The organism is Bradyrhizobium sp. CCBAU 21365 (assembly GCF_015291305.1).
Taxonomy (GTDB): domain Bacteria; phylum Pseudomonadota; class Alphaproteobacteria; order Rhizobiales; family Xanthobacteraceae; genus Bradyrhizobium; species Bradyrhizobium elkanii.
Window position 1 is genome coordinate 8697868 of record NZ_CP030036.1, and the last position, 21202, is coordinate 8719069.

Consider the following 21202-nt stretch of genomic DNA (forward strand, 5'->3'; position numbering starts at 1 on the left):
TGCGTTGCGCCGGCGCCAACTCAGCCCCGCCGCTTCTTCTTCGGCTTCTTGCCGAACTTCGGCTTCGCCGACACGTCCGGCCACTGCGTGAGTCCGGCGGGGCTGGACTTGCCTGGATGCTTCCTTTTCTTTCCGAACCGCGGCTCGTCGCCGGATTTCGGCTTGAAGCCTTTTCCGTCCCGATCGGATCGGGCCGAGTCCCTGGATTCCTTTTTTGACGCGTATTCCTGACGCGAACCGCTCGCGGCTTCGCTCGAAAACGCTCTGGCCTCGCGGTCCGGCTTGCCGCCCCGCCTTGCTGCCCCCTCGCCGGCGCGCGGCGCGCTGTATCCGCCGTCGTCATTGTCGCGCCAGGGCTTGCGCGCCGGCTTCTCGCGCGCCTCGCCCTGCGGTGCGCCCGCCAGCGGCTCGATGCGGATGCTGTCTTCCTTGTCCGGGCGCTTGATCTTGACCGCGAAGGAATCCGCGACCCGCGCGGCGATCTCGAACTCGGTGGTCGTGTCCATGATCTTGATCGCGCCGATGTCGCGCTTGTCGATGCCACCACGGCGGCAGATCATCGGCAGCAGCCAGCGGGCTTCGGCATTCTTCCGGCGTCCGATCGCGGCGCGGAACCAGACGGTGGCCTCCTCCATGCCATGACGCGCGGATGACTTGCCGGTCTTCGATCGCGGCCCGGCGGCACGATCATCGCGCCGCGAGGCGCGCTCGCCGCGGCGATCGTCGCGGTCCCGGCCCCGTCCCTCGCCGGGATCGAGAATGTCTTCGGGCGCCGGCAGCCGCGCGCGATAGAGCCGGGCGAGCGCTGAGGCAATCGCCTCGGGCGAGCGTTCGGCGAGCAGGGCCTGCGCCAGTGCCTGATCATCTGATGTCGCCTCCTCGGAGAACACCGCATCCTGCAGCAGGCGATCATGGTCGAGCTTGCGGATCTCCTCCGCCTGCGGCGCGGAGCCCCACACCACATCGATGCCGGCGAGATCGAGCAGCAATTCGGCGCGCCGCCGCCGTGCCGGCGGCACCAGCAGGATGCTGACACCCTTGCGGCCGGCACGGCCGGTGCGGCCGGAGCGATGCTGCATGACCTCGGGATCTTTCGGCAAATCCGCGTGAATGACGAGATCGAGGCTCGGCAGATCGATGCCGCGCGCCGCGACGTCGGTCGCGACGCAAACCCGCGACCGTCCGTCGCGCAACGCCTGCAGCGCCTGGGTGCGCTCGTTCTGGGTCATTTCGCCCGACAGCGCGGCGACGGAGAACCCGCGCTCAAGCAGCGCCGCCTGCAAATGCCTGACGGCCTCACGGGTGTTGCAAAACACCAGCGCGCTCGGCGCCTCATGGAAACGCAGCACGTTGACGACCGCGTGCTCGACATCGTCGGCGGCCACCCGGATGGCGCGGTATTCGATATCGGCATGGCCGCCTTCGTCGCCCGCGACCTCGATCCGGAACGCCTGCTCCTGATACTGCTTGGCGAGCGCGACGATGCCGCGCGGGAACGTCGCCGAGAACAGCAAGGTGCGGCGGGTGTCCGGCGTGGTCTCGAGGATGAATTCCATATCCTCGCGGAAACCGAGATTGAGCATTTCATCGGCCTCGTCGAGCACGACGACCTTGAGTCCCGAAATGTCGAGACGGCCGCGCCGCAAATGGTCGCACAACCGGCCGGGCGTCCCGACCACGATGTGGGCGCCCTCGGCAAGCTCGCGCTGCTCGCGGCGCGGATCCATGCCGCCGACGCAGGAGACGACGCGGGCATCGGCATGCTCGTAGAGCCACGCAAGCTCGCGCTGAACCTGCAAGGCGAGCTCGCGGGTCGGCGCGACGATCAGGGCCAGCGGGGCGGCAGCCGGCTCGAACCGCTCGGCGCCGTCGAGCAGGTCCTTTGCCATGGCCAAGCCGTAGGCAACGGTCTTGCCCGAGCCGGTCTGGGCTGAAACGAGGAGATCACGGTCGACGGCGTCGTCCGCGAGCACGGCGAGCTGGACAGGGGTCGGTTGATCGTAGTTGCGCTCAGCCAAGGCGCGGGCGAGCGACGAACTTGTGGTCGGAAAGGGCACGAGATGGGAAACCTTGATTGGTCCGGGCGCAGAACGTCGAGCGGGACGACCTGGAGCTGCGTGCCCGGCAAGCGGCACAACCGCATGACGATTTGGGGTGCTTTACGCCAAGAAGCGCCAAATCGCCATGCCCCATCGCAGAAAAGCTGAGGCGCGGATCAGGCGGGCTGCCCGATCGGGGCCGTAGGGCCGGTCAGCGCGATGGCGCGTCACGGCTTGAGAGGTCAAGAGGGAACGGCAGCGGGACGAGCGCCGTTGTGGCACTCCTCTTGAGGCGGCATCACTTCGCCTTGAGCGCCTTCTCGTGGCTCTCGAGCGCCGCTGCCATCAGCTTCGGCAATTGCGCGGCATAGACCTCGATGAAGGTGGCATCGCCGCAGGCCTCCGGATCGCGCGCGGCCTGCTCGGCGATGCGCGCGGCCCTGGCCTCGCATTTCGCGAACATGTGCCAGAACCAGTCGGCATTCTTGCCGAGTGCCGGCTTGTTCTTCTTGATGACGGCGGCGCCGACCGCGCTCATCGCGCTGACGACGCCGGCGCCCAGCGTGCTGATGGCGCGCGCGTTAAGGATGTCCTCGCGCCCTTGCGCGGTGGCGTTGGTCGCGGTCGCTCGTCCCTTGGCCGGCATGCTGTGAGCTCCTTCGATCCCGGTGGCGGGCGCAGCATCGGCCGCGGAAGTTGAGGAAGGCTCAAGGGGCATGGTTGAAAACCGCTATGGATTTCATTCCGGTTTTATGCACTTCCGAGCGATCGGACCTGGAGGGGAGTTTTGCCCTCGCCTCCGCCGCGAGAATCCGTCAGGTGCCGTTGCCCTTTGGCGCCGTGGTTTTTGCTGATCTCAGCCCCTGTCCTTCATCCGGCTGCGGTGCGCGGCCTGCTTGGCGCGGTTGCCGCAGATCGCCATGCTGCACCATCGGCGCGCCCGCGCCCGCGTGTGGTCGGCAAACATCAGCGTGCACGCCGGGCCCTCGCACGCCTTGATGTCGGAGAAGCTTTCCTCGCAGACGACCCTGGCCATCGCTTCCCCAATCGGCAGCAGCAATGTTTCGGCCGAGCGCCAGCGCCGCGTCCGCTCCAGCGCGAAACCGTCATCGCCGTCCTTTTGGCGATGCGCCACGATCTTGCTGAACGCCTGATCGCTTTCCAGCAGCCGGTTCAGCGGCTCGAGCTCCTTGAGCGCCCGCGGCATCAGCGGCCGGCCCATATGCTTGCGGACGAAGCCGCGGAACCATTCGCGCAAATCGCGGGCCTGACCGGCGGCATTGTCGAGCGCGCCAGGCGTCGCGCGCGCCTTGAGCTCGTCGAGCACAACGGGCGGCACCAACTGCGCCTGCGCGAGCCAGCGCAACAGGCCGTCGCCATCGGCGATCCAGTCCACCGGCGTATCGACCGGCGTCGCGATCGAATTGATGAAATCGAGGCCCAGGCTGTCTGCGATGAACATCGCGGGCGGATGGGATTGCACGGTGACGCCCTCCTGGCGGCTTTCTGGCGGCTTCCTCAGCTACGGAAATAGTAACCTGATAAAATTCATTTGACAAGTTACGAGCCATGGACCATAAGCGTAGTAACCCATCAAATAGCATTTTGACGGTTACAGCCGAAACTGGCCTGAGACGAGGGAACGGACAATGTCGAACGAGAATGTCAGCGTGGTGCTTGCCCATGGCGCGTGGGCCGACGGCTCGAGCTGGGCGCGGGTGATCACAGCGCTCGACGCCGAGGGCATTACGGCGGTGGCGGCGCCGCTGCCCCTCACCTCGCTCGCCGACGACGTCGCCGCGCTGAACCGGACCCTGGACCGCGTCGCGGGCCCGGTGGTGCTGGTTGGCCATGCCTATGCCGGCGCCGTGATCGCCGGGACCCGCTCGCCGCGCGTGAAAGCGCTGGTCTATGTCGCGGCGCTGGCGCCGGATGAAGGCGAGACGGTCGCCGACGTATTCTACCGGCTGCCGCCGCATCCGTTTACGCCCAAGCTTGCGCCCGACGCCAATGGTCTGATCTGGCTGCCGGAGTCCGCTTTCGCAGCGGCCTTCGCGCAAGGCGCGCGGTCCGAGGACCTCGCGGTGCTGGCCGCGGTGCAGCGGCCGATTTCGCCGGCCTGCATCACCGTGCCGGTCGGCCGCCCCCTGTGGAAGGACGTCCCGAGCTGGTTCCTGGTTGCCGAGGACGACCGGATGATCGCGCCCGAGACCCAGCGCAGCATGGCGGCGCGGATGCAGGCGACCGTGCGCTCACATCCCGTCGATCATACCCCGATCGTCACCGCGCCGAAGCTCGTCACCGACATCATCCGGGAGGCGGTCAGTGCGGTCGCCGGGCAGATCAATTCCTGAACTCGCAAACCACGCCACCACATCACGATCACAAGGAGTGACAGATGTCTCAGGTCAAATACCGCACCGCCGATGTCGATGGCTTTAGCATCTTCTATCGCGAAGCCGGTTCGCCCGGCGCGCCAAAGCTGCTGCTGTTGCACGGCTTCCCGAGCGCGGGCCATATGTTTCGCGAACTGATCCCGCAGCTCGCGGACAAATTCCACATCGTGGCGCCGGATTTGCCCGGCTTCGGTCAGTCGGACATGCCGCCGCACGACAAGTTCAACTACACCTTCGAGAGCATCGCCGGCGTCATCGATCGCTTTACGGAGGTGATCGGCTTCGATCGCTTTGCGGTCTATGTGTTCGATTATGGCGCGCCGACCGGCTTCCGCATCGCGGTCAAGCATCCGGAGCGAATCACGGCGATCATCTCGCAGAACGGCAACGCCTATGAGGAAGGCCTCAGCGACGGCTGGACTCCGATCAGGGCCTATTGGCAGGATCCCTCGCCGGCGAACCGCGACGCGCTGCGCGCCTTCCTGACGCCGGACACCACGCGCTGGCAGTACACCCACGGCGCATCGGATCCGCAAACGGTGTCGCCCGACGGGCAGAACCTCGACAATTACTACATGGCGCGGCCCGGCGCCCACGACGTGCAGCTCGATCTGTTCGGCGACTACAAGAGCAACGTCGCGCTCTACCCCACCTTCCAGAGCTACTTCCGCACCCATCAGCCGCCGTTCCTCGCGGTGTGGGGCAAGAACGATCCGTTCTTCCTGCCGCCGGGTGCCGAGGCGTTCAAGCGCGACAACCCGAAGGCGGTCGTCAAATTCTTCGACACCGGCCACTTCGCGCTGGAGACGCATGCCGCCGAGATCGCGCTAAGCATCCGCGAGTTCCTGAGCCGCTGACGTCGTGCACCGCGAAGGCCGAGGAACTCTTGCCCCAGCTGGATTGTTGGAAAGCGGATGCAATAACTCAGGAGGAAACGCGCATGAGAAACCTGTTATTGGCCGGTGCATTGGCGGTTGCCGGTTTCGTTGTCGCCACGCCGATCTCCATCACGCCCGCGTCAGCTCAAGTTGCCGTCGATACTCCGCTCGGCGGCGTGAGGGTGGGCCCCGAGCCGCGCTACTACCGAGACTACGATCGACCCGCTTATCGCGCCTACGGATACGATCGCGGATATCGCGGATGCCGCACCGTTACGATCGAGCGCGACGATGGTTCGGTCCGCAGGGTCCGCCGCTGCGACTAGAGCTTTTCCCGTTCCGATGGAATCGGAACGGGGCTCTAGATTCTTGTTTTGACGCGTTTTCTTCACGCGAACCGGTATCCACTTCGCTCGAAAACGCTCTAGCAGAACCGGACTGACAAGATCGCCCCCGACGCTCACAAGGGCGTCGAGCCGGCCCTCGCAATCAAGGAAGCGGGAGCCATCCACTCAGGCCGCCGCAGCCGGCGGCCTGCTTCATTTCGCGAATGCGCGCGCTCGCTCGCAGCCTACGCCGCCGTGACGCGCCAGATCACATTGCCGACATCGTCGGCCACCAGCAGCGAGCCGTCGGGGCCGAGCGCGACGCCGACCGGACGGCCGTACGACACCTTCTCGTCCGGCGCGAGGAAGCCCGACAGGATGTCGCGCGCCGGCCCTGCGGGACGGCCGCTCGCGAACGGCACGAACACCACCTTGTAGCCCGACAGCGTCGAGCGATTCCACGAGCCGTGCTGGCCGATCACCATGCCGTCGGGGAATCCCGGCAGCGTGCCCTGCGGCATCCAGCACAGCCCGAGCGAGGCGGTATGGCCGCCGAGCGCATAGTCCGGCTGGATCGCCTTGGCGACCATCGCCGGATCCTGCGGCACGCGATCGTCCACCGTCTTGCCCCAGTAGCAATAGGGCCAGCCGTAGAAGCCGCCGTCACGCACCGAGGTCAGATAGTCCGGCGGCGTCTCGTCGCCGAGGCCGTCGCGTTCGTTGACGACGGTCCAGAGCACATTGGTGGTCGGCTCCCAGGCGATGCCCACCGGATTGCGCAGGCCGCCGGCGAAGATGCGGCTGGTGCCACCTGCGAGATCGAGCTCGTAGATCGCGGCGCGGCCTTCCTCGACCGCAAAACCGCTCTCGGCGATGTTGCTGAGCGAACCGACACCGGCATAAAGCTTCTTGCCGTCGGCGCTCGGCAGCAGGCTGCGCGTCCAGTGCCCGTCGGGCTTGAAGCTGACGAGCTTGCGTCCCTGCGCGGTGATGCGATCAGCGCCGGCAACATAGGGAAACGCCACCACGCCGTCGGTGTTGCCGACATAGAAGGTGTCGCCGACCAGCGCCATGCCGAACGGCTGGCTCAATCCTTCCATGAAGGCACTGCTGCTTTCGGCGACGCCGTCGCCATCGCGGTCGCGCAGCAGCGTGATGCGGTTGGCGCTGACGCCGAGCGCCGCGGCGCGCCGCATCGTCGCCTGCATCGCGTAGTGGAAGACGCTGCGCGGTGTGCCAGCGATCTGCGTTGCCTCCGCGATCAGGACGTCGCCGTTGGGCAGCACGTTGATCCAGCGCGGATGATCGAGCCCGGCCGCAAATGCGTTGACCTTGAGCCCGGGCGCGGCGACCGGCTTCTGGTCCTTGTCCCAGCCCCGCGCCGTCGGCATCTTGAGCGTCGGGATCGCGCCCTGCGGTTTGGCCTGCGGGATCTCTGGCGCGCTGCCCCAGGCGGGCGCGGGCTGCGCGCCCTGCATCCGCCGCCACACCAAGGCGCCGGCCCCGATCGCCGCGACGACGCGGGCGAAAACTCCAGACGTGCTCATGAACTTCCCCTGTATTTGCGCCGTGCTAGCGCGCCCTGTCATTCCCTTGCCGGCCGGCCGCGGCACCAGCAGCATTCGCATAATGCCGGCCCCGATGACAGTAGTTATACGATCTTCGCAGCCGCGCACGAATCAGGGAGACTGGCTGCACGCTCCCTTGTCAGGGCGTTTTCCTCCCTGGACCTTGCCCGCCGCAGTGGCGGGCTTCCTTTTACGAACCGCCCGGTTTTTCGAGGCGCCGCTCGCGCATACGCCGTTATAGCCATGGAAGCATAACGGGCCGGCGATGGATGCATCCTGCCGGGCAGAGCCCGGCCGGAGCGCAAGCCCCTTCACAAGAACCTGATCCGACGCTCGCGCAGATTTGCCCTTGCGAGATGCATGGCAGATCGGGAACGCCGCTCCATGGCGGTCGTTGGTCGAGACACCAGCAAGGAGAGTGTGGATGCAACGAAAGACCAAGATATTGTCCCTCGCCGCGGCGTCCCTGATCGCAACAACGGCAGGCGCGTTCGCACAAGGCTACTATCCTTACGGGAACCCTGGTCCAAGATACTATGGCGGCCCCCGCTATCAGGCCGTGCAGCCTGATGTGATGTACTCTCCGGCGGAGCCGGGCTGGTACGGTTCATTCAACGGCACCAATCACCCGACGCCGAGCTCGACCCAGGGCGACGTGGGTCCTGAAGGGAACAACAATGGGACGCTGACCGGCGTCTACAGGCGCTGGTAGCCACGCAAAATTCAAGGCCCGTCGCTCGGCTCGAGCGACGGGCCTTTTTTGCTGTTCCACGTTCCACGTGACGCTAGGCTTTCTACGACGTCGAGGCCGCTTACTTCACCATCGCGCCGTAGACGATGTCCTGCACATTCTCGCGATAATATTTGCGCAATTCGCCCGGCGCCGCGGTTTCCACCACGACGACAAGGCGCTCCTTCGGATCGCAGAAAAACTTCCAGGTGAACTCGCCGGGGCTGATCCCGGTCGACGCCGAGTTGAGGCGCGATACCGACGCCGCCAATGAAGCGATCAGCCTGCAAAGCGTGATGCTGCAGGTCGCCAACACCGGAAGTCTCGGCCTCGTCATCCTCGATGCCTGCCGCAACAATCCGTTCGCGGCGAAGATGAGCCGCTCGCTCGCCGCCCGCGCCGCTGCCGGCAGCGGGCTCGGCCGCATCGAGCCGGTCGGCAATGTGCTGGTCGCCTATGCCGCGCGCGACGGCACCACCGCGCTCGACGGCGACGGCCGCAACAGCCCGTTCGCCGCGGCGCTGCTCCGCAACATCGAGACGCCGGGCGTCGAGGTCACCTTCATGTTCCGCAACGTCCGCGACGACGTGATGGAGGCGACGCGCAACGCGCAGCAGCCGTTTGTATACGGCTCGCTGTCGCGCAAGGCGATCTATCTCGTGGCCGCGCCGCCGGCCGACGCCGCCGCCACGAAACAGGCGAACGCTGCGCCGGCAGCCGCCGCATTGTCGGCGCCATCGGCGACGTCAGCCGGCGCGGCGCGACGGTGCAGCCGCAAGCCTCGCCCCCTTCATAGATCCAGTTCACCCGTCGCCGGATAGACCACCGTGCCGTCGCCCTGGACGACGGCGCCTTCGGTGAGACGGGCGGGCTCGAGGCGGCCCTCCCCCATGATGTGGACGACGGTCTCGCCGGACGCGATCAGATAGTCGGCGACGATGCGGCGGTGGCAGCGCCACCACACCGCTTCCGAGCACATCATCGCACAGCGTTGCCGGCGCCCCTCGTCGCGCAGATGCTGGAGCGCCGCATGAAACTGCGGCGACAACGCATAGTCGGCGTAGTTGTGAAAACTCTCGTTGCTCCAGAATCCATTGACGGACGGCGCCACGCTTCGCGCCTTGCCGCGGAGCCCGCCGAGATCGGCCAGATGCTCATACGAGATGCCCGCGGCCTTGAGCGGCTTGGGCAGCGTATCCTTGTTGAACTGCGGATTGGTCCGCGACCGCGGCACCGTTCGGATGTCGACGATGCGCTCGATCGCGGCCGCGCCGAGGAGAGCGATGAAATCCTCGAGGCTGCGGGTGGAATGACCGATCGTGAAGAACGGAAGCGCCGCGTCTTTGCTAGGCATGATGCAGCGCGCTGCCCTTGTGGGCCGCGACGTGATCGGTCTTGTCGCTCTTGATCTCGTATTGCGGATCGGCGTCCGAGGCGCGGTGGGTGTGCCCCTTGTAGTCGAAATCGCGGGTGTGAACCGCGATGATGGTGCCCGAGACGCGGCCGGCCTCGGAATTCCAGCTGACGTGATCGCCGACCTTGAATTTCCTGGCCATCGTTGCAGGCTCCTTCAGGCGCGAGATTGCTCGCATGATACGATGCCAAATGGCCGCGCCGGACAAGAGCCCGCCGGAGCAAACGAACTGGCAGCCGGTCAAGTTCCCGCCTCGCGTTGGGGGTTCAAGCGGCTCCCGGCGCGCCGGACATTTTGATGGCCCTTGGAGCACGTAAGTTCAACCAGGATTTCATCCGCGCAAGGATTTGTCGAATCGCCGGGACTGGGAGCCGGTGGTCGCGATAGTTCGCCACCTGCGACGGTCGCATCCTGGGGGGCACGCCGTTTGGCGATCTCGTATGGAATTCCCCGAATAGCAATCACGCCACTCAGCGCCGGCGGCCACCTCCGTGAAAGCCGCCTCCGCGGAAGCCGCCGCCAGCACGCATGCCGCCACCGCCGCGATGGAAACCACCGACGCCTGCCCGCATGCCGCCACCGCGGATCGCGGCCGGCCGGCCGCCGCCGACGCGTCCACTGACGCGCGCGTGCGTGACGCTTCTGTGCGAGATCGCCGCGCGATTGCCCGCGCGCGTATGGGCGCGGGTGACGTTCCGGCTGCTGGCCCGGTGGGATACGCTTGCACCGCGATTGCCGGCGCGTTGCGAGACCGCGGTCCTGGCCCGGCCAGCACCCGCATTCGAGACCCTGCCGCCAGGACCACCGGTGCGATTGCGCAGAGCCTCGCGCGCGGCGGGGGTATTGCCGCTGCCGAAGCGTCTCGCCACGCCGGCATCGCGATAGGCAACGCCGCCGCGGTGCGCCGGATTGTGGGACCAATTGGTGTTTCTGATGTTGGTGCGGTTGAACTGGTTATATCGGTTGACGTTGACGTAGACGTTGCGGCCCCACCAGTTGCAGCCGCCCCAGATCGCAGCGCCGACGGCCACGCTGGCGGTGAAGCCGATCACGCCCGCGGCGACATAGCCTGGCGGAGACCAATAGAACGGCTGGTAGTCGGGATAATCCCAGGCCCCGTAGACGACACCGGGATCGTAGACCGGGACGTAATACTGGTCGGGATCGACCGGCTCGATCGAGATCGCCTGCTGCATGCCGGAGGGCGCGGTCACACCGGCGGGAGGCGCGCTCTTTATCACCTTTTGCTGCGGCGTCGACTTGAGATTGCCCGCGGCCTCCGCGCGCTGGCGCAGGGTCTGCACGGCGCTCATCACGTCCTGCTCCTGCGCGAGGAAGGCGTCGCCAAGCTGCTGGGTCCAGTCGAGCTTGTCGTTCATCATCTGAAGAACCTGCGGCACCGCCGCGAGGGCCTTGACGCTCGGATCCCACGACTGCTTCTGCATGGCGTCTTCGAGCGCCTTGCCGGTGACGGTCTTGTTGTCTTGCGACCAGCGCGCCGCCTCGACGACTTCCAACGGATAGGTCGACGCCATCAGGATCTGCGACAGCAGCGCGTCCGGATAGAGCGCGATCGGCGCGACCAGTTGCTCGATCTGTCCGTTCGGAAGCTTGCTGGCTGTCGGGCCCGGCGCCGGCGCGGTAGCCTGGTCCTGGGCCGGCTTCTGGTCCGCGGGTGTCTGCGCGTATGCCGGGCCCCCGAGCATCAGACCAACCGCCAGCGCCGCGCTCGCGAAGGTAAGCCGACGCATTCCCGGAAGAAGTTTTGTCATGATGCCTCCTCGTTCTTCGTCTCGCTTGCATCACCGGCGGCGCTGGCGCGCTCCGCGGCGCCGGGCGTCAGCGATGCCTACGCAATCCTTCGGCCTCTATTCAAAACGGAACATGCGTTTCCAGTCGTCTTTCATGCTGACCACGATCCAGCCATTGGCGCTCGCCGCGTCGAGCGCCTTGTCGAGTTTGCCGAACGAGGACTTCCGATCGTATGCATATTCTCGTTCGGCATCGGTGTGTTGCACGATCAGGCCAAAGCGTTTCCCCGATGATTGCGTCGCCCATTGCAGCATCTGGAAGTCGCCGTCCGAATTGCCGAAGGCCGCGATCGGCCGGCGACCGATATGCGAGTTGATGCCGACCGGCTTGCCGGGTCCGTCGTCGACGAGATCGATCGCCGGCAGCCGGATCAGTGTCGGTTTCCCCTTGTCGATCTCGAACTTCGTCTTGATGCTCGATCCCACGACCTGCTCGGGCGGGATGCCATAGACCCGCTCGCTCCATGGCCGCATGAACTCGATGCCGCCGCCCGAGACGATGAAGGTCTTGAAGCCATTGGCCCGCAGACAGGCGAGCAGTTCCAGCATCGGCTGGTAGACGAGGTCGGTATAGGGCCGGTTGAACTTCGGGTGGCGCGCACTCGCGATCCAGTCGCCGGCAATCTGCGCGAACTCGGCCGTTGTCATGCCGGCATGGGTCGCCATGACGAGTTCGACCAGGCCCTTCTCGCCGGCCTTGGCCAGCGCAGCCATGTCGTTGTCGAGAACCGCCCTGAACGGCTGCTTCCGCTTCCATTCCGGATGCTGGCCCGCCAGCGCCTTTACCCGGTCCAGCGCAAACGCAAGCTGCACATACATCGGCTGCTCGCACCAGAGCGTGCCGTCATTGTCGAATGTCGCGATGCGCTCCGGCGCCGGCACGAAATCCGGCGTGCCTTCCCGCGTCACCGCGGAGACGAAGTCCAGGATCGACTTCTTGGCGCGGCCCTCATTCCAGGACGGCAGAGGATCGCTTTGCGCGCGAGCGATGCGGCCGGAAACCGACAGCGTTGCCGCCGACACCAGCAGACCGGCCAGGATCGTGCGGCGGTCAACCAAGCTTTCGTTCACGGATCACCGTCCTCCGGTTCAGTCATTCGCAACAGCGGAACGGCCCCTCGATGTGGGGCCGCTCCATCGGCATCGATCAGTTGCCTGTAGGCAAGCCTATGTGGAAGCCGTCCTTGGCAAGTTGATCTCGGAAGAACGAGAACCGCTCGTACTGCTGGATGGTAATCGGCCCCGCGTAGGTCTCGCTCTGAATCTTCCGTGGAGGATACTTCACGTAAGTCTTCATCAGATCCTTGATCGAGTCGTTGATCGTGACCATGATCCAGGTGCGCTCGGTGTAATTGTTCATGAAGATGTCGTAGCGCTCCTGCGGATCCTGCCAGAGATCGAATACCTGCGGAACGGTCGCGACATAGGATTCCGCTCCCTTCCAGCCGAGATTGCTGTCGACCGCGAGACCGCCGGTCTTAACGCCGTCATCGCCGCGCAGGTTGAACACCGCCTTGTAATTGCCGACACGGGCGGCGCCCGGCGTGAGCTCGGACTCCGTGAAGAAGAACCAGCTCTTGCGCTCGGACTTGCCGGTCCCAAACAGGATCGGGGACATGTCGATGCTGTCGAAAATGATGGGCTTACCTTCGCGGTCGTTCTCCGGCAGCTTCACGCCGGCAAGCTTCGCGAACGTCGCCATGTAATCGAGGCCGCCGACGATGTCCGAATTCTTCGACCCAGCCTTGATGCCCGGCCCCCACGCGATGGATGGCACGCGGTTGCCGCCTTCGCGGACCGTGCCCTTGGTGCCGCGGAACGGCGTATAGCCGGCATCCGGATAGACGTCCTGCCAGGCGCCGTTGTCCGTCGTCCAGAACACATAGGTGTTCTTGTCGAGCCCGAGGGAGCGCACCTTGTCCATGATACGGCCGATGCGGGTGTCGTTCTCCACCACGGAATCGGCGAACTTGCTCTTCGACAGCGACTTGCCCTGGAATTCGGGCGCCGGCATGTTGGGCTGGTGCACCTTCATGAAGTTGACGCTCATGAAGAAGGGGCCTGATCCCTTGTTGCGATCGAGATATTCGAGCGAGGCCTTCTCGACATAGTCGTCGAAGAAGGGGATGCCGACGACGCCCTTGTCCGGTGTGTTGACGTACTGGCCGTTGATCTTGAAGTCTTCCTTCGCCTTCTCGCCTGCGTTTCCGGACAACGCGCCTTTGGTGACCTTCGTGAACATCGCCCTAAGCTCGGGATCCATGTCGGGAAACCATGTCGGGTCGGCGTAGGTGTAGGCGTTGAGATGATAGAGTCCGCAATATTTCATCTCGTCATAGCCTTGGGCGTTCGGTATCGCGAAATCGTCCTCGCCGAGATGCCATTTGCCGGTGAAGAACGTCTTGTAGCCGCCGGTCTTCAGAACCGACGCGAGCGTCCATTCCGCGGCCGGCAACCCTCCTCCCTGCCCCTGGAATGCCACAGTGGTCATGCCGCTGCGGTTTGGAATTCGGCCAGTCTGCACTGCCGCGCGTCCGGGGGTGCAACTGGGCTGCGCATAGAAGGACATGAACTGCATGCCTTCGGCCGCCAGACGGTCGATGCTCGGCGTCGGCATGCCGCGATTTTCGCCGCCGCCGTAGGGCCCGGAATCGCCGTAGCCAAAATCATCCGACAGAATCAGGATGATGTTCGGCTTTGCCCCGCCGGCCGCGCTCGAGGGTTGCGTGGTCCCTTGCGCCTGGGCGGTCTGGATGGGCGCCATCGCCGAGAAGGCGGCGATGGTGGCGAGCGAACTCGAGGCCGCGAGCAGGTTGCGGCGGCTGACGGTTTCTGTCGCTTTCTTCTCAGTCATCACTCTCTCCTTGAACGTGTGATGCAGCGAAATCCGAGGTGGCTGGTCGACGTGTCGATCGGCTCGGCATGGCGCGCCGCCGGCCGATAGCGGCGGCAGTAGTTCGGCGCGCAGAGATGCGAGCCGCCCTTGATCACCTTGCGCGGTATCCTGCTGAGCGGCAGCAACGGATCGTGGCTGTCATGCTCGGAGCCGCCCCGCGGGTTCTGGGGAATGCAGCAGGCCTTCTTTGCGTCGGCGCGGTGTTTTGGAGCCCACCAGTCGCTGGTCCACTCCCAGACATTGCCGATCATGTCGAACACGCCGTAGCCGTTCGGCGGATAGGTCATCACGGGCGAGGTGCGCGCGTGGCCGTCCTCGCACCGGTTCTCGAACGGAAAGTGACCTTGCCACGTATTGGCCTGATGCACGCCGCCCGGCACGAATTCATCGCCCCAGGCGAACTCGGCGCCATCAAGGCCGCCGCGTGCGGCAAACTCCCACTCCGCTTCGGTCGGCAGGTCCTTGCCGGCCCATCGGGCGTAGGCCAACGCGTCGGCGTATGCGATATGGACGACCGGATGGTCGTCGAGCGATTTGATGTTGCTCTTGGGGCCATAGGGATGCCGCCAATTCGCGCCCTTGAGCAGTGTCCACCATTGGCCGTAGTCGCGCAGGTCGACCGGGTGATCCGGCGACGTGAAGACAAGCGAGCCGGCGAAGATCAAATGCGGCAGCGCATCCGGGTAGTCCTTGGGATCGGGAGCGACCTCGGCGAAGGTGACGTGGTCCGTGGCACGCACGAACTGCTTGAACTGCCGGTTCGTCACCGGCGTGCGGTCCATCCAGAACCCGTCGACGCTCACCATGTGGGACGGCGCTTCTTCCGGATAATGCCGATCCGATCCCATGCGAAACGTGCCGCCGGGAATGAAGATGCTGTCTGACGCGCCGGCTTCGTCCACGTTCGCGACCGGTCTCTCGGCAATATTCAAGAAGGTTGCCTCCAGTTACTCGTTGCGGCCGATTGCGTGCCTGGTCGGTTCGGCGGCCTCGCTGCGCAGGTCATGTGTCCGACCGATCGCAGCACGCATCATGCCCGCGGCAAGCACGCCTGATATCGAAAGGTTGATAAGAATCGTATTGTTCACGCACTGCTCCAGTTATGCGAACGCCCCTCGATCACGGCCGGTTCATGTGAACCAGAGCCTCGGCTTCCAGTTCGGCAACCAGCCGTTCGTAATCCGCGGCCTTCCGGCTTCCTTCGCGGTCGCCGTCCTTTGCCGCTTGTTGCCAACGACGAAGCGCTTTCACAGCTTCGTCATAATCTGCGCAAATCGCTCTAAACTGCGCGTCGCGATTGAAGCAGCGCCGAATGTCAAGTTCGCGCAGCGGAAAGCGGGTCACAATCGCGCGGAACTCCTCCATGATGAACTCGCTTGTGGCCAACGTGACCTTTGCTGCTGGTTCATCGAGGCTTCAAGGTACGAACATGTTCGTACACGGCGCGACGCTCGTTGAGCGCGCTGTCTCAGGCGCGACGACTTCAAGGCCGATGCGACCAGCTGTCGCTGCAGTCGGGAACTCATTGTTCCGATGATCGAAAGCTGTCGCGTCAGCGCCGGCTGCCTGCTTCGCTTACGAGTTGCAACATGTACTGGGAAGGCCTACCGTCGACCGACGATTGGGGTTGCCGGTTGATGCCTGATGTACCCTTCGCTCACGACGCCGTCAGCGGCGCATCCGAGGTCCCGTGTCGTGATGATTCCGCGGTGCCGCCGGCGCATGTAGCGAAAGAGCTGGACCGCATCCTCGCAAGTCCGCATTTCCAGGCGAGCGAACGGCGGCAAGCTTTCCTTCGTTTCATTGTCGACGAGACGCTTGCAGGCCGCGCTGAAAGCCTGAAAGGCTACACAATTGCCTTGGGCGTGTTTCGGCGCGACGATTCTTTCGATCCCCAGGCTGACCCTGTCGTTCGTCTTGAAGCTCGACGATTGCGCCGCGACCTCGATAGCTACTACGTGGATTCGGGCCGGGATGATCCGGTACGCATCACAATTCCAAAAGGCTCCTATGTGCCCCATTTTGAGTGGCACAAAATGCATGTTGCCGACACTCCATCTCGCGAACCTGCCCTTGAACTCCACGATCATTCGACAACTGCTGCTGCTACACGTGCGAATTGGACGACCAAGTTTGGCATCAGGCGCTATGCGCCCGTCGCTGCCGCGCTGGCAGCCGGCGTGGCGGCTTGGATATGGCTTGCAGCAAGACCGCCGCCGTCCCCAATGACGCCACGCGAACCCGCGGTCCTCGTGATGCCGTTCGAGCCACTCACTCCCGGGGAGAACACGCGGCTCTTCGCCATCGGCATGGGACAGGAACTGACCAGCAACCTGTTTCGATTCGGAGGATTTCGGCTCTATACGTCGCCCCCGAATGCGCTCTCCGCAAAAGGCAACGAAGCGCCCCAACCCGGTCGTCCTCTCGGTGCTTCCTATGTCGTCCGTGGAAGTGTTCAAACGAGCGTCGAAGAGGTGCAGGTCACAACGACCGTCTTCAACGCCGAGAACGACGAGATCGTATGGATGCGGACATATGCTCGACCGTTCGATCCTCAGTCGCTCATGAATGTCCAGCGCGAGCTCGCAAGCGAAATCGCAACTGTGGTCGGCCAATCCTACGGCGTGGTCAGAAACGACATTCGCGCGGATCCACCGAGGAAAATGGAAAGCTATCTCTGCGTCCTGCGCGCTCAGGCCTATCGCAGCACTTTCCGGCGCGTCGACTTCGATCCGGCCATGCAGTGTCTTCAGCAAACCGTTCAGCGGGATCCGCAGTATAGCGATTCATGGGCCATGCTTGGATGGCTGCATCTCGACGCCGGACGGTTGGGCTATTCAGCCGACGGCAATCCGCAAACGGAGTATGACAAGGCCCTTGAGGCCACGTCGCGCGCCATCGCCCTGCAGCCGAACAGTCCCCTGGCGCTGAAGGCCCTGGCTGCGGCCTACCATTTCACCGGACGTTACGCCGATAGTGATCGCATCAGCCATCTGGCGATCGATCTCAATCCTAACGATCCCGACATACTTGCCCAGTTCGGCTGGCGTCTCGCCATCCGCGGGAACTTCTCGGAAGGAGTTCCGATGCTCAAACGCGCGATCGAGCGCACGTTGCATCCGCCAGCCTGGTATCTTCATTTCATCGCGGTCGACCTTTACTTGAAGGGTGAATACAAGCAGATGCTCGATGTTGCCGAGACGGCATCGTTGCGCGATTCCGGATTCAGCCAACTGTTGATTGCGATGGCGAATACAGAGCTGGGGCGCCGCGATGCGACCCAAACGGCCTTGAACGGAATGTCGCAGTACAAAGCGTTGGCCGATGATCCGGCCGGCTTCTTGCGCCGCAACGGAGCCGCAGATCAAGTTGTCGACGTTCTCATGACCGGATTGCGCAAAGCCCAGGCTCTCGTCGCAAGCTGACGTTCCCTGCAGTTTCGGCGCCGCTCAGCCGGCATCCTCGGCTTTCGACGGCCATGCTGCCGTCGCCGTTTTTCACTTGTCGCATCTGCGCATGGAATAGACCGCCCGAAGGCGGCCTTCCATGGGTTAGCGGAAACCAAAGCAATGCTTACGGGCGAATACCGTTCTTTCGCGCGCAATCCCGATAAGCGGAATAGCCCGCCGAGTTTCGGGCGGCAGTCGCCCCGCTTGTCATGTTCGCACCGCCGGCGGCAGCGGCTTCATTCGCCTGCCTGAAGCATTCAGCACGAATTGCATCGACATTCTTGCCACTATTCTTCGGAGCCGCATTTGCCGGAACCGCGACGAGCAAAACCAGCGCGCCAAGCACTCCTGTCTTCCACATGGTCGTCTCCCTGTAGTGGACCAGCTGCCGTACCGGCTCGCCAATCCTGCTGCGCCGGCACGTGAGCATCAGCATTGTTTCATGCGGGGAGGCCATCAAGGTACGAACACGTTCGTACCTGCCTTGCGCAGCCGAGGTCCGGAGGATTGAGCTCAACAATTGCCGCGAACCGCGCTTACCTCCCAAGCCGCGACGCCTTTTTTGAGTATGCAGTTTGTGCCAACGTGGCACGCAGTTGAACAAACGGAACGAAGCTCGTTTAGCGGGATTGATCGGGACACCCTTGCAAGGAGTCCAGATATGCGACCAACCAAGGCTTTGCTGGTTCTCAGCTTCATCGCATCTGCAGCAATGATACTTCCTTATGACGCACAGGCCCGGCGCGGAGGAGCCGGCGCTCGATCGGCTCACTTCCACGGCGGAGGAATGCGGCCTGGTTGGCACGGCGGCGGCACGCGATGGCATGCCGGCGGCTGGCACGGCGGCCGCGCGCGTTGGGCTGGCGGCGGCTATTACCGCGGGGGCGGTTACTATCGCGGCGGTTGGGGCCCCGGAGCTGCCGCAGCCGGTTTGGCGACTGGCGCAGCCATCGGAGCCGCGACGGCCTACAACTCCTGCTATCAGACGCGAAACGTGTGGAATGGTTACGCGTATGTTCAGCAAAGCGTGAGGGTCTGTTAGGCATCTCCTCGTCCGCTATGCCGGATTTGGCCGGGTGCGCGAGCGCGTTCGGCAACGAGGCCTGCGCGCGCGCGTGGCGAACGCAGCTTTGCGTCTTCGCCGACGGGGAGCGGCATTTTGATTCATGTCGTGTGGCTTGGCCCCTCCTCAGTCGGCACCGCGCCGCGCCTGTGCCGCTTCGAAGTCATTCTTCCAATCGTCCATCAGTCACGTCGATTTGATGCTGCGCACGAGATGCACAGGAACCACTTCCGGAGGTTGCATTTGGTTAGGTGCGAGAAAACGGGAACTCGCAAGCCAACTTGCAGACTTGGCATTCAGTCATGCCAAGCGTCGCAAGCAAACCAAATCCAGGGAGCAAGCCATGATGAGTCTAAGAGTTCTTGGCGCAGCCATGATAGTGGCGTCCGCAGTTTCGAGCCCCGCGTCGGCGCAAGCGGTCTTCTCCAACCCGGCCGCCTGTTCATCTCAATTCGCCAGCGCCAACTGCCTCAACAGAGGAGCCGGGAGCCCGTACGACAGCAGGAGGGGCTATTATCAGCGGCGAACCGCCTATCGCGAACCCGTGGGACCGGTGGGGGCCGCGGCCGGCGTGGCCGGCGCTGCCGTCGGAACAGCCGCGGCGATCGCGACCGCTCCCTTCGGCGGCTGGCGCAATTCCTACGCCGCATACGGCACGTATGATCAATCCGGTGCATATGGCGACTACTACGCGTGGAACGGCGACTGGAACACCTACGCATCGCACAATGGGATCGTCTGCAGGCCCGGTACCACTTTCAAGGGGTCCGACGGACTCCAGCATCTCTGCCAATAGAGCTCGTCTGCTCGCAGGCTAATCAATCCAGGCGGCCTGCAAGGGCCGCCTGCTTCTTGCCCTGTCGCTGGCGGCAGCGTCGTCACCGGCGCGGCTGCAGATGGCGTTCGCGCCTGAGCGGTCGACGCATCGATTGCTGATTACGGTAGGTAGCATCAAGGGGATGGTGCCCAGGGAGGGAATCATACGCAACCACCGACACGAGGAACCGCTGTTTGTCCTTCGTATGGTGGCGTGAGCGCTTGGCACGGTGGAGGAGCTTCGGTACATCGCAAAATCCGCAATGGCGGGAGCCTGCTTTGCTATTGGCAGCCTAATTCACTGGGAGGCACCACCTTATGCCCACGCTAGGTGGCCGGCGAGATGAGCGCGCCAAGCTCTCATCTCCCCGGTTGCTCGTCATTTCACGAGTGCATCATACGCTCGAGACCGGAGCAGCCTTCATCGCCGGCTCCGAGTCCGCATCGGCCTTGAAGCCCTTCGCGGACAAATCCCGACCGAGCGTCTCAGGAAGCAGAAGAGAGGCAAGAACGAAGACAGCTGCAGCGGGAAGGGCCACGGCAACCATGCCGTTCAGCAGGCTTCCGCCGAAATGAGTGGCCGCAAGGGGCACGATAACCGGCGCGATGCTGCCAAGGCCGCGACCGCCCATATAGAATGTAGACACCGCCGTCGCGCGCAGGTTGACCGGATAGAGCTCCGAGATCCAGACGCCCGTCACGCCGAGCGCAACGTTGCCAATACCGAAACCGATATAGAGCCAGAACATCGGCCACTCGGCCTTCGAGCCGGCGTAGAGCTGACTTCCCCACACCGCCATGCCAACCAGGGATCCGACCCAAAACAATGCCGGCACGAGAGCACCGAACCGGCGGCCAGCCCTGTCGTTGAAAAAGCCGTTGGCGAGGTAGCAGATGCCGCTGACCACGGAAAGAAGAACGGCCGTGGTGCGAACGACGTCGCCTGGCGTGTGCATGTCCCGGAGCAACAGCGTGGGAATGAAGGAGACTACGCTGTAGTAGCAAAGCATGTAGCTCATCAGCCACACGAAAGCAGTGACGGTCTGCCGCGCCAGACCATTGCGGAACAAGTCTGCAAGGGGAAGAGTGCGGGCCGCGGCCACGACCGGACCGGCCTTGCGTTGCGCCTCGTACTCCAGCCAGATCTTCGACTCAGGCATGAAGAAGCGAATGAAGATGATCAGCAGGATCGGCACTCCGCCGCTCAGCAGGCCGATGCGCCAGCTCCACTCGTCGCTGAACGTCGCGATAAGCCAGATCCCGACGATCGAAGCCGTGGACGATGCGATCACGGCGCAGCCCTGAAGCGCAGCTGCACCCAAGCCTCGGCTGCCTTTTTTCCAGGCCTCGTTGAAAAGCACCATGCCAACGCCATACTCGCCGCCAAGACCGATGCCGGTGATGAAGCGCAGCACTGCAAGCGACCAGTAATTCCATGCGAACGCGGAAATGATCGCCGCGACCGAGAACAGCGCGATGGTGAGCTGAAGCGAGGTCTTCCGGCCAAGGCGATCACCGATGACGCCGAACAGAGCCCCGCCGATCGCCGATCCGAATAGTGTCAGGGCCTGCAGAGAGCCGATCTCTGTCAACGATAGCGACATCGACCGCTGGATCGCGGGCAGGAGAAACGGAAAGATCAGGACATCATAGAAGTCGAGAATGTATCCCAGCATCGCCGAGATCATGATCGAATACCGTTGCCTGGCCGTGTAATCTTCCGCGCCTGAGAGGGTTTTGGACATGCAATGCGTTTCCCATTGAAAGAGCTGGACAGTGGATGGTCGTTGCCGAAACGCTTTCCGCGTTATTGGGA

21 protein-coding genes are annotated in these 21202 nt (G+C 64.0%); 6 read left to right on the forward strand and 15 right to left on the reverse strand.

The window, feature by feature from the left end:
* Window positions 1-20: 20 nt before the first annotated feature.
* The 3 genes from XI02_RS41105 to XI02_RS41115 all read right to left on the reverse strand — a co-directional run bounded on the left by XI02_RS41105 (window position 21) and on the right by XI02_RS41115 (window position 3501).
* Window positions 21-2057 (reverse strand): DEAD/DEAH box helicase, encoded by a 2037-nt coding sequence (locus XI02_RS41105; RefSeq protein WP_194483299.1) that lies wholly within the window; start codon window positions 2055-2057, stop codon window positions 21-23.
* A gap of 280 nt (window positions 2058-2337) precedes the next feature.
* On the reverse strand, window positions 2338-2685 hold the full coding sequence (locus XI02_RS41110; protein WP_016842933.1) for a hypothetical protein: 348 nt from the start codon (window positions 2683-2685) through the stop codon (window positions 2338-2340).
* Between the two features lie 210 nt (window positions 2686-2895).
* Window positions 2896-3501: an ABATE domain-containing protein gene (locus XI02_RS41115; RefSeq protein ID WP_172649029.1), complete on the reverse strand. Its 606-nt coding sequence runs from the start codon at window positions 3499-3501 to the stop codon at window positions 2896-2898.
* Between the two features lie 187 nt (window positions 3502-3688).
* Here XI02_RS41115 and XI02_RS41120 point away from each other — a divergent pair, with 187 nt between their 5' ends.
* The 3 genes from XI02_RS41120 to XI02_RS41130 all read left to right on the forward strand — a co-directional run bounded on the left by XI02_RS41120 (window position 3689) and on the right by XI02_RS41130 (window position 5639).
* Window positions 3689-4393: an alpha/beta fold hydrolase gene (locus XI02_RS41120; RefSeq protein ID WP_172646652.1), complete on the forward strand. Its 705-nt coding sequence runs from the start codon at window positions 3689-3691 to the stop codon at window positions 4391-4393.
* Between the two features lie 44 nt (window positions 4394-4437).
* Window positions 4438-5292 carry an alpha/beta fold hydrolase gene (locus XI02_RS41125; protein ID WP_172646651.1) on the forward strand — a complete coding sequence of 285 codons (855 nt, stop codon included), beginning with the start codon at window positions 4438-4440 and terminating at the stop codon, window positions 5290-5292.
* 83 nt (window positions 5293-5375) lie between these two features.
* Window positions 5376-5639, forward strand: coding sequence for a hypothetical protein (locus XI02_RS41130; RefSeq protein WP_172646650.1), 264 nt, complete (start codon window positions 5376-5378; stop codon window positions 5637-5639).
* Window positions 5640-5884: 245 nt separating this feature from the next.
* Here the strand turns inward: XI02_RS41130 and XI02_RS41135 are convergent, their stop codons facing one another.
* On the reverse strand, window positions 5885-7186 hold the full coding sequence (locus XI02_RS41135; protein ID WP_172646649.1) for a sorbosone dehydrogenase family protein: 1302 nt from the start codon (window positions 7184-7186) through the stop codon (window positions 5885-5887).
* Window positions 7187-7631: 445 nt separating this feature from the next.
* Here XI02_RS41135 and XI02_RS41140 point away from each other — a divergent pair, with 445 nt between their 5' ends.
* The gene (locus tag XI02_RS41140; protein WP_075969423.1) at window positions 7632-7919 is read left to right on the forward strand and encodes a hypothetical protein; all 288 of its coding nucleotides are present in this window, start codon (window positions 7632-7634) and stop codon (window positions 7917-7919) included.
* A gap of 100 nt (window positions 7920-8019) precedes the next feature.
* On the opposite strand, the gene XI02_RS41145 is transcribed toward XI02_RS41140, so the two are convergent.
* The gene (locus XI02_RS41145) at window positions 8020-8208 is read right to left on the reverse strand and encodes a hypothetical protein (RefSeq protein ID WP_172646648.1); all 189 of its coding nucleotides are present in this window, start codon (window positions 8206-8208) and stop codon (window positions 8020-8022) included.
* Here XI02_RS41145 and XI02_RS41150 point away from each other — a divergent pair.
* Window positions 8183-8758, forward strand: a complete 576-nt coding sequence (locus XI02_RS41150; RefSeq protein ID WP_172646647.1) for a caspase family protein — start codon at window positions 8183-8185, stop codon at window positions 8756-8758. The two genes, XI02_RS41145 and XI02_RS41150, sit on opposite strands and share 26 nt — an antisense overlap.
* On the opposite strand, the gene XI02_RS41155 is transcribed toward XI02_RS41150, so the two are convergent.
* The 8 genes from XI02_RS41155 to XI02_RS41190 all read right to left on the reverse strand — a co-directional run bounded on the left by XI02_RS41155 (window position 8728) and on the right by XI02_RS41190 (window position 15423).
* Window positions 8728-9291: a DUF488 family protein gene (locus XI02_RS41155; RefSeq protein WP_069280252.1), complete on the reverse strand. Its 564-nt coding sequence runs from the start codon at window positions 9289-9291 to the stop codon at window positions 8728-8730. The two genes, XI02_RS41150 and XI02_RS41155, sit on opposite strands and share 31 nt — an antisense overlap.
* Window positions 9284-9493, reverse strand: a complete 210-nt coding sequence (locus XI02_RS41160) for a DUF2945 domain-containing protein (protein WP_016840515.1) — start codon at window positions 9491-9493, stop codon at window positions 9284-9286. The genes XI02_RS41155 and XI02_RS41160 overlap by 8 nt, the downstream gene beginning before the upstream one ends.
* A 328-nt stretch (window positions 9494-9821) precedes the next feature.
* Window positions 9822-11123 carry a DUF3300 domain-containing protein gene (locus XI02_RS41165; protein ID WP_244980922.1) on the reverse strand — a complete coding sequence of 434 codons (1302 nt, stop codon included), beginning with the start codon at window positions 11121-11123 and terminating at the stop codon, window positions 9822-9824.
* A 96-nt stretch (window positions 11124-11219) separates the two neighbouring features.
* Complete coding sequence (locus XI02_RS41170) at window positions 11220-12233, reverse strand: HAD family phosphatase (protein WP_172646646.1); 1014 nt, start codon at window positions 12231-12233, stop codon at window positions 11220-11222.
* A gap of 76 nt (window positions 12234-12309) precedes the next feature.
* Window positions 12310-14016, reverse strand: a complete 1707-nt coding sequence (locus tag XI02_RS41175) for an arylsulfatase (RefSeq protein WP_069280255.1) — start codon at window positions 14014-14016, stop codon at window positions 12310-12312.
* On the reverse strand, window positions 14016-14906 hold the full coding sequence (locus XI02_RS41180) for a formylglycine-generating enzyme family protein (protein WP_244981116.1): 891 nt from the start codon (window positions 14904-14906) through the stop codon (window positions 14016-14018). The genes XI02_RS41175 and XI02_RS41180 overlap by 1 nt, the downstream gene beginning before the upstream one ends.
* A 99-nt stretch (window positions 14907-15005) precedes the next feature.
* Window positions 15006-15146 (reverse strand): hypothetical protein, encoded by a 141-nt coding sequence (locus XI02_RS41185; RefSeq protein ID WP_172646645.1) that lies wholly within the window; start codon window positions 15144-15146, stop codon window positions 15006-15008.
* Window positions 15147-15177: 31 nt separating this feature from the next.
* Window positions 15178-15423 carry a hypothetical protein gene (locus XI02_RS41190; protein ID WP_244980921.1) on the reverse strand — a complete coding sequence of 82 codons (246 nt, stop codon included), beginning with the start codon at window positions 15421-15423 and terminating at the stop codon, window positions 15178-15180.
* 224 nt (window positions 15424-15647) lie between these two features.
* Between XI02_RS41190 and XI02_RS41195 the strand changes: the two genes are divergently transcribed.
* Entirely contained in the window at window positions 15648-17483 is a 1836-nt protein-coding gene (locus tag XI02_RS41195; RefSeq protein WP_244980920.1) for a hypothetical protein, read from the forward strand.
* Window positions 17484-17631: 148 nt separating this feature from the next.
* Here the strand turns inward: XI02_RS41195 and XI02_RS41200 are convergent, their stop codons facing one another.
* Both XI02_RS41200 and XI02_RS41205 read right to left on the reverse strand, forming a co-directional pair.
* Window positions 17632-17868: a hypothetical protein gene (locus tag XI02_RS41200; RefSeq protein WP_125459201.1), complete on the reverse strand. Its 237-nt coding sequence runs from the start codon at window positions 17866-17868 to the stop codon at window positions 17632-17634.
* A 1913-nt stretch (window positions 17869-19781) separates the two neighbouring features.
* A complete protein-coding gene (locus tag XI02_RS41205; protein ID WP_172646644.1) occupies window positions 19782-21131 on the reverse strand; it encodes an MFS transporter in 1350 nt (449 codons plus the stop codon).
* Window positions 21132-21202: the final 71 nt, after the last annotated feature.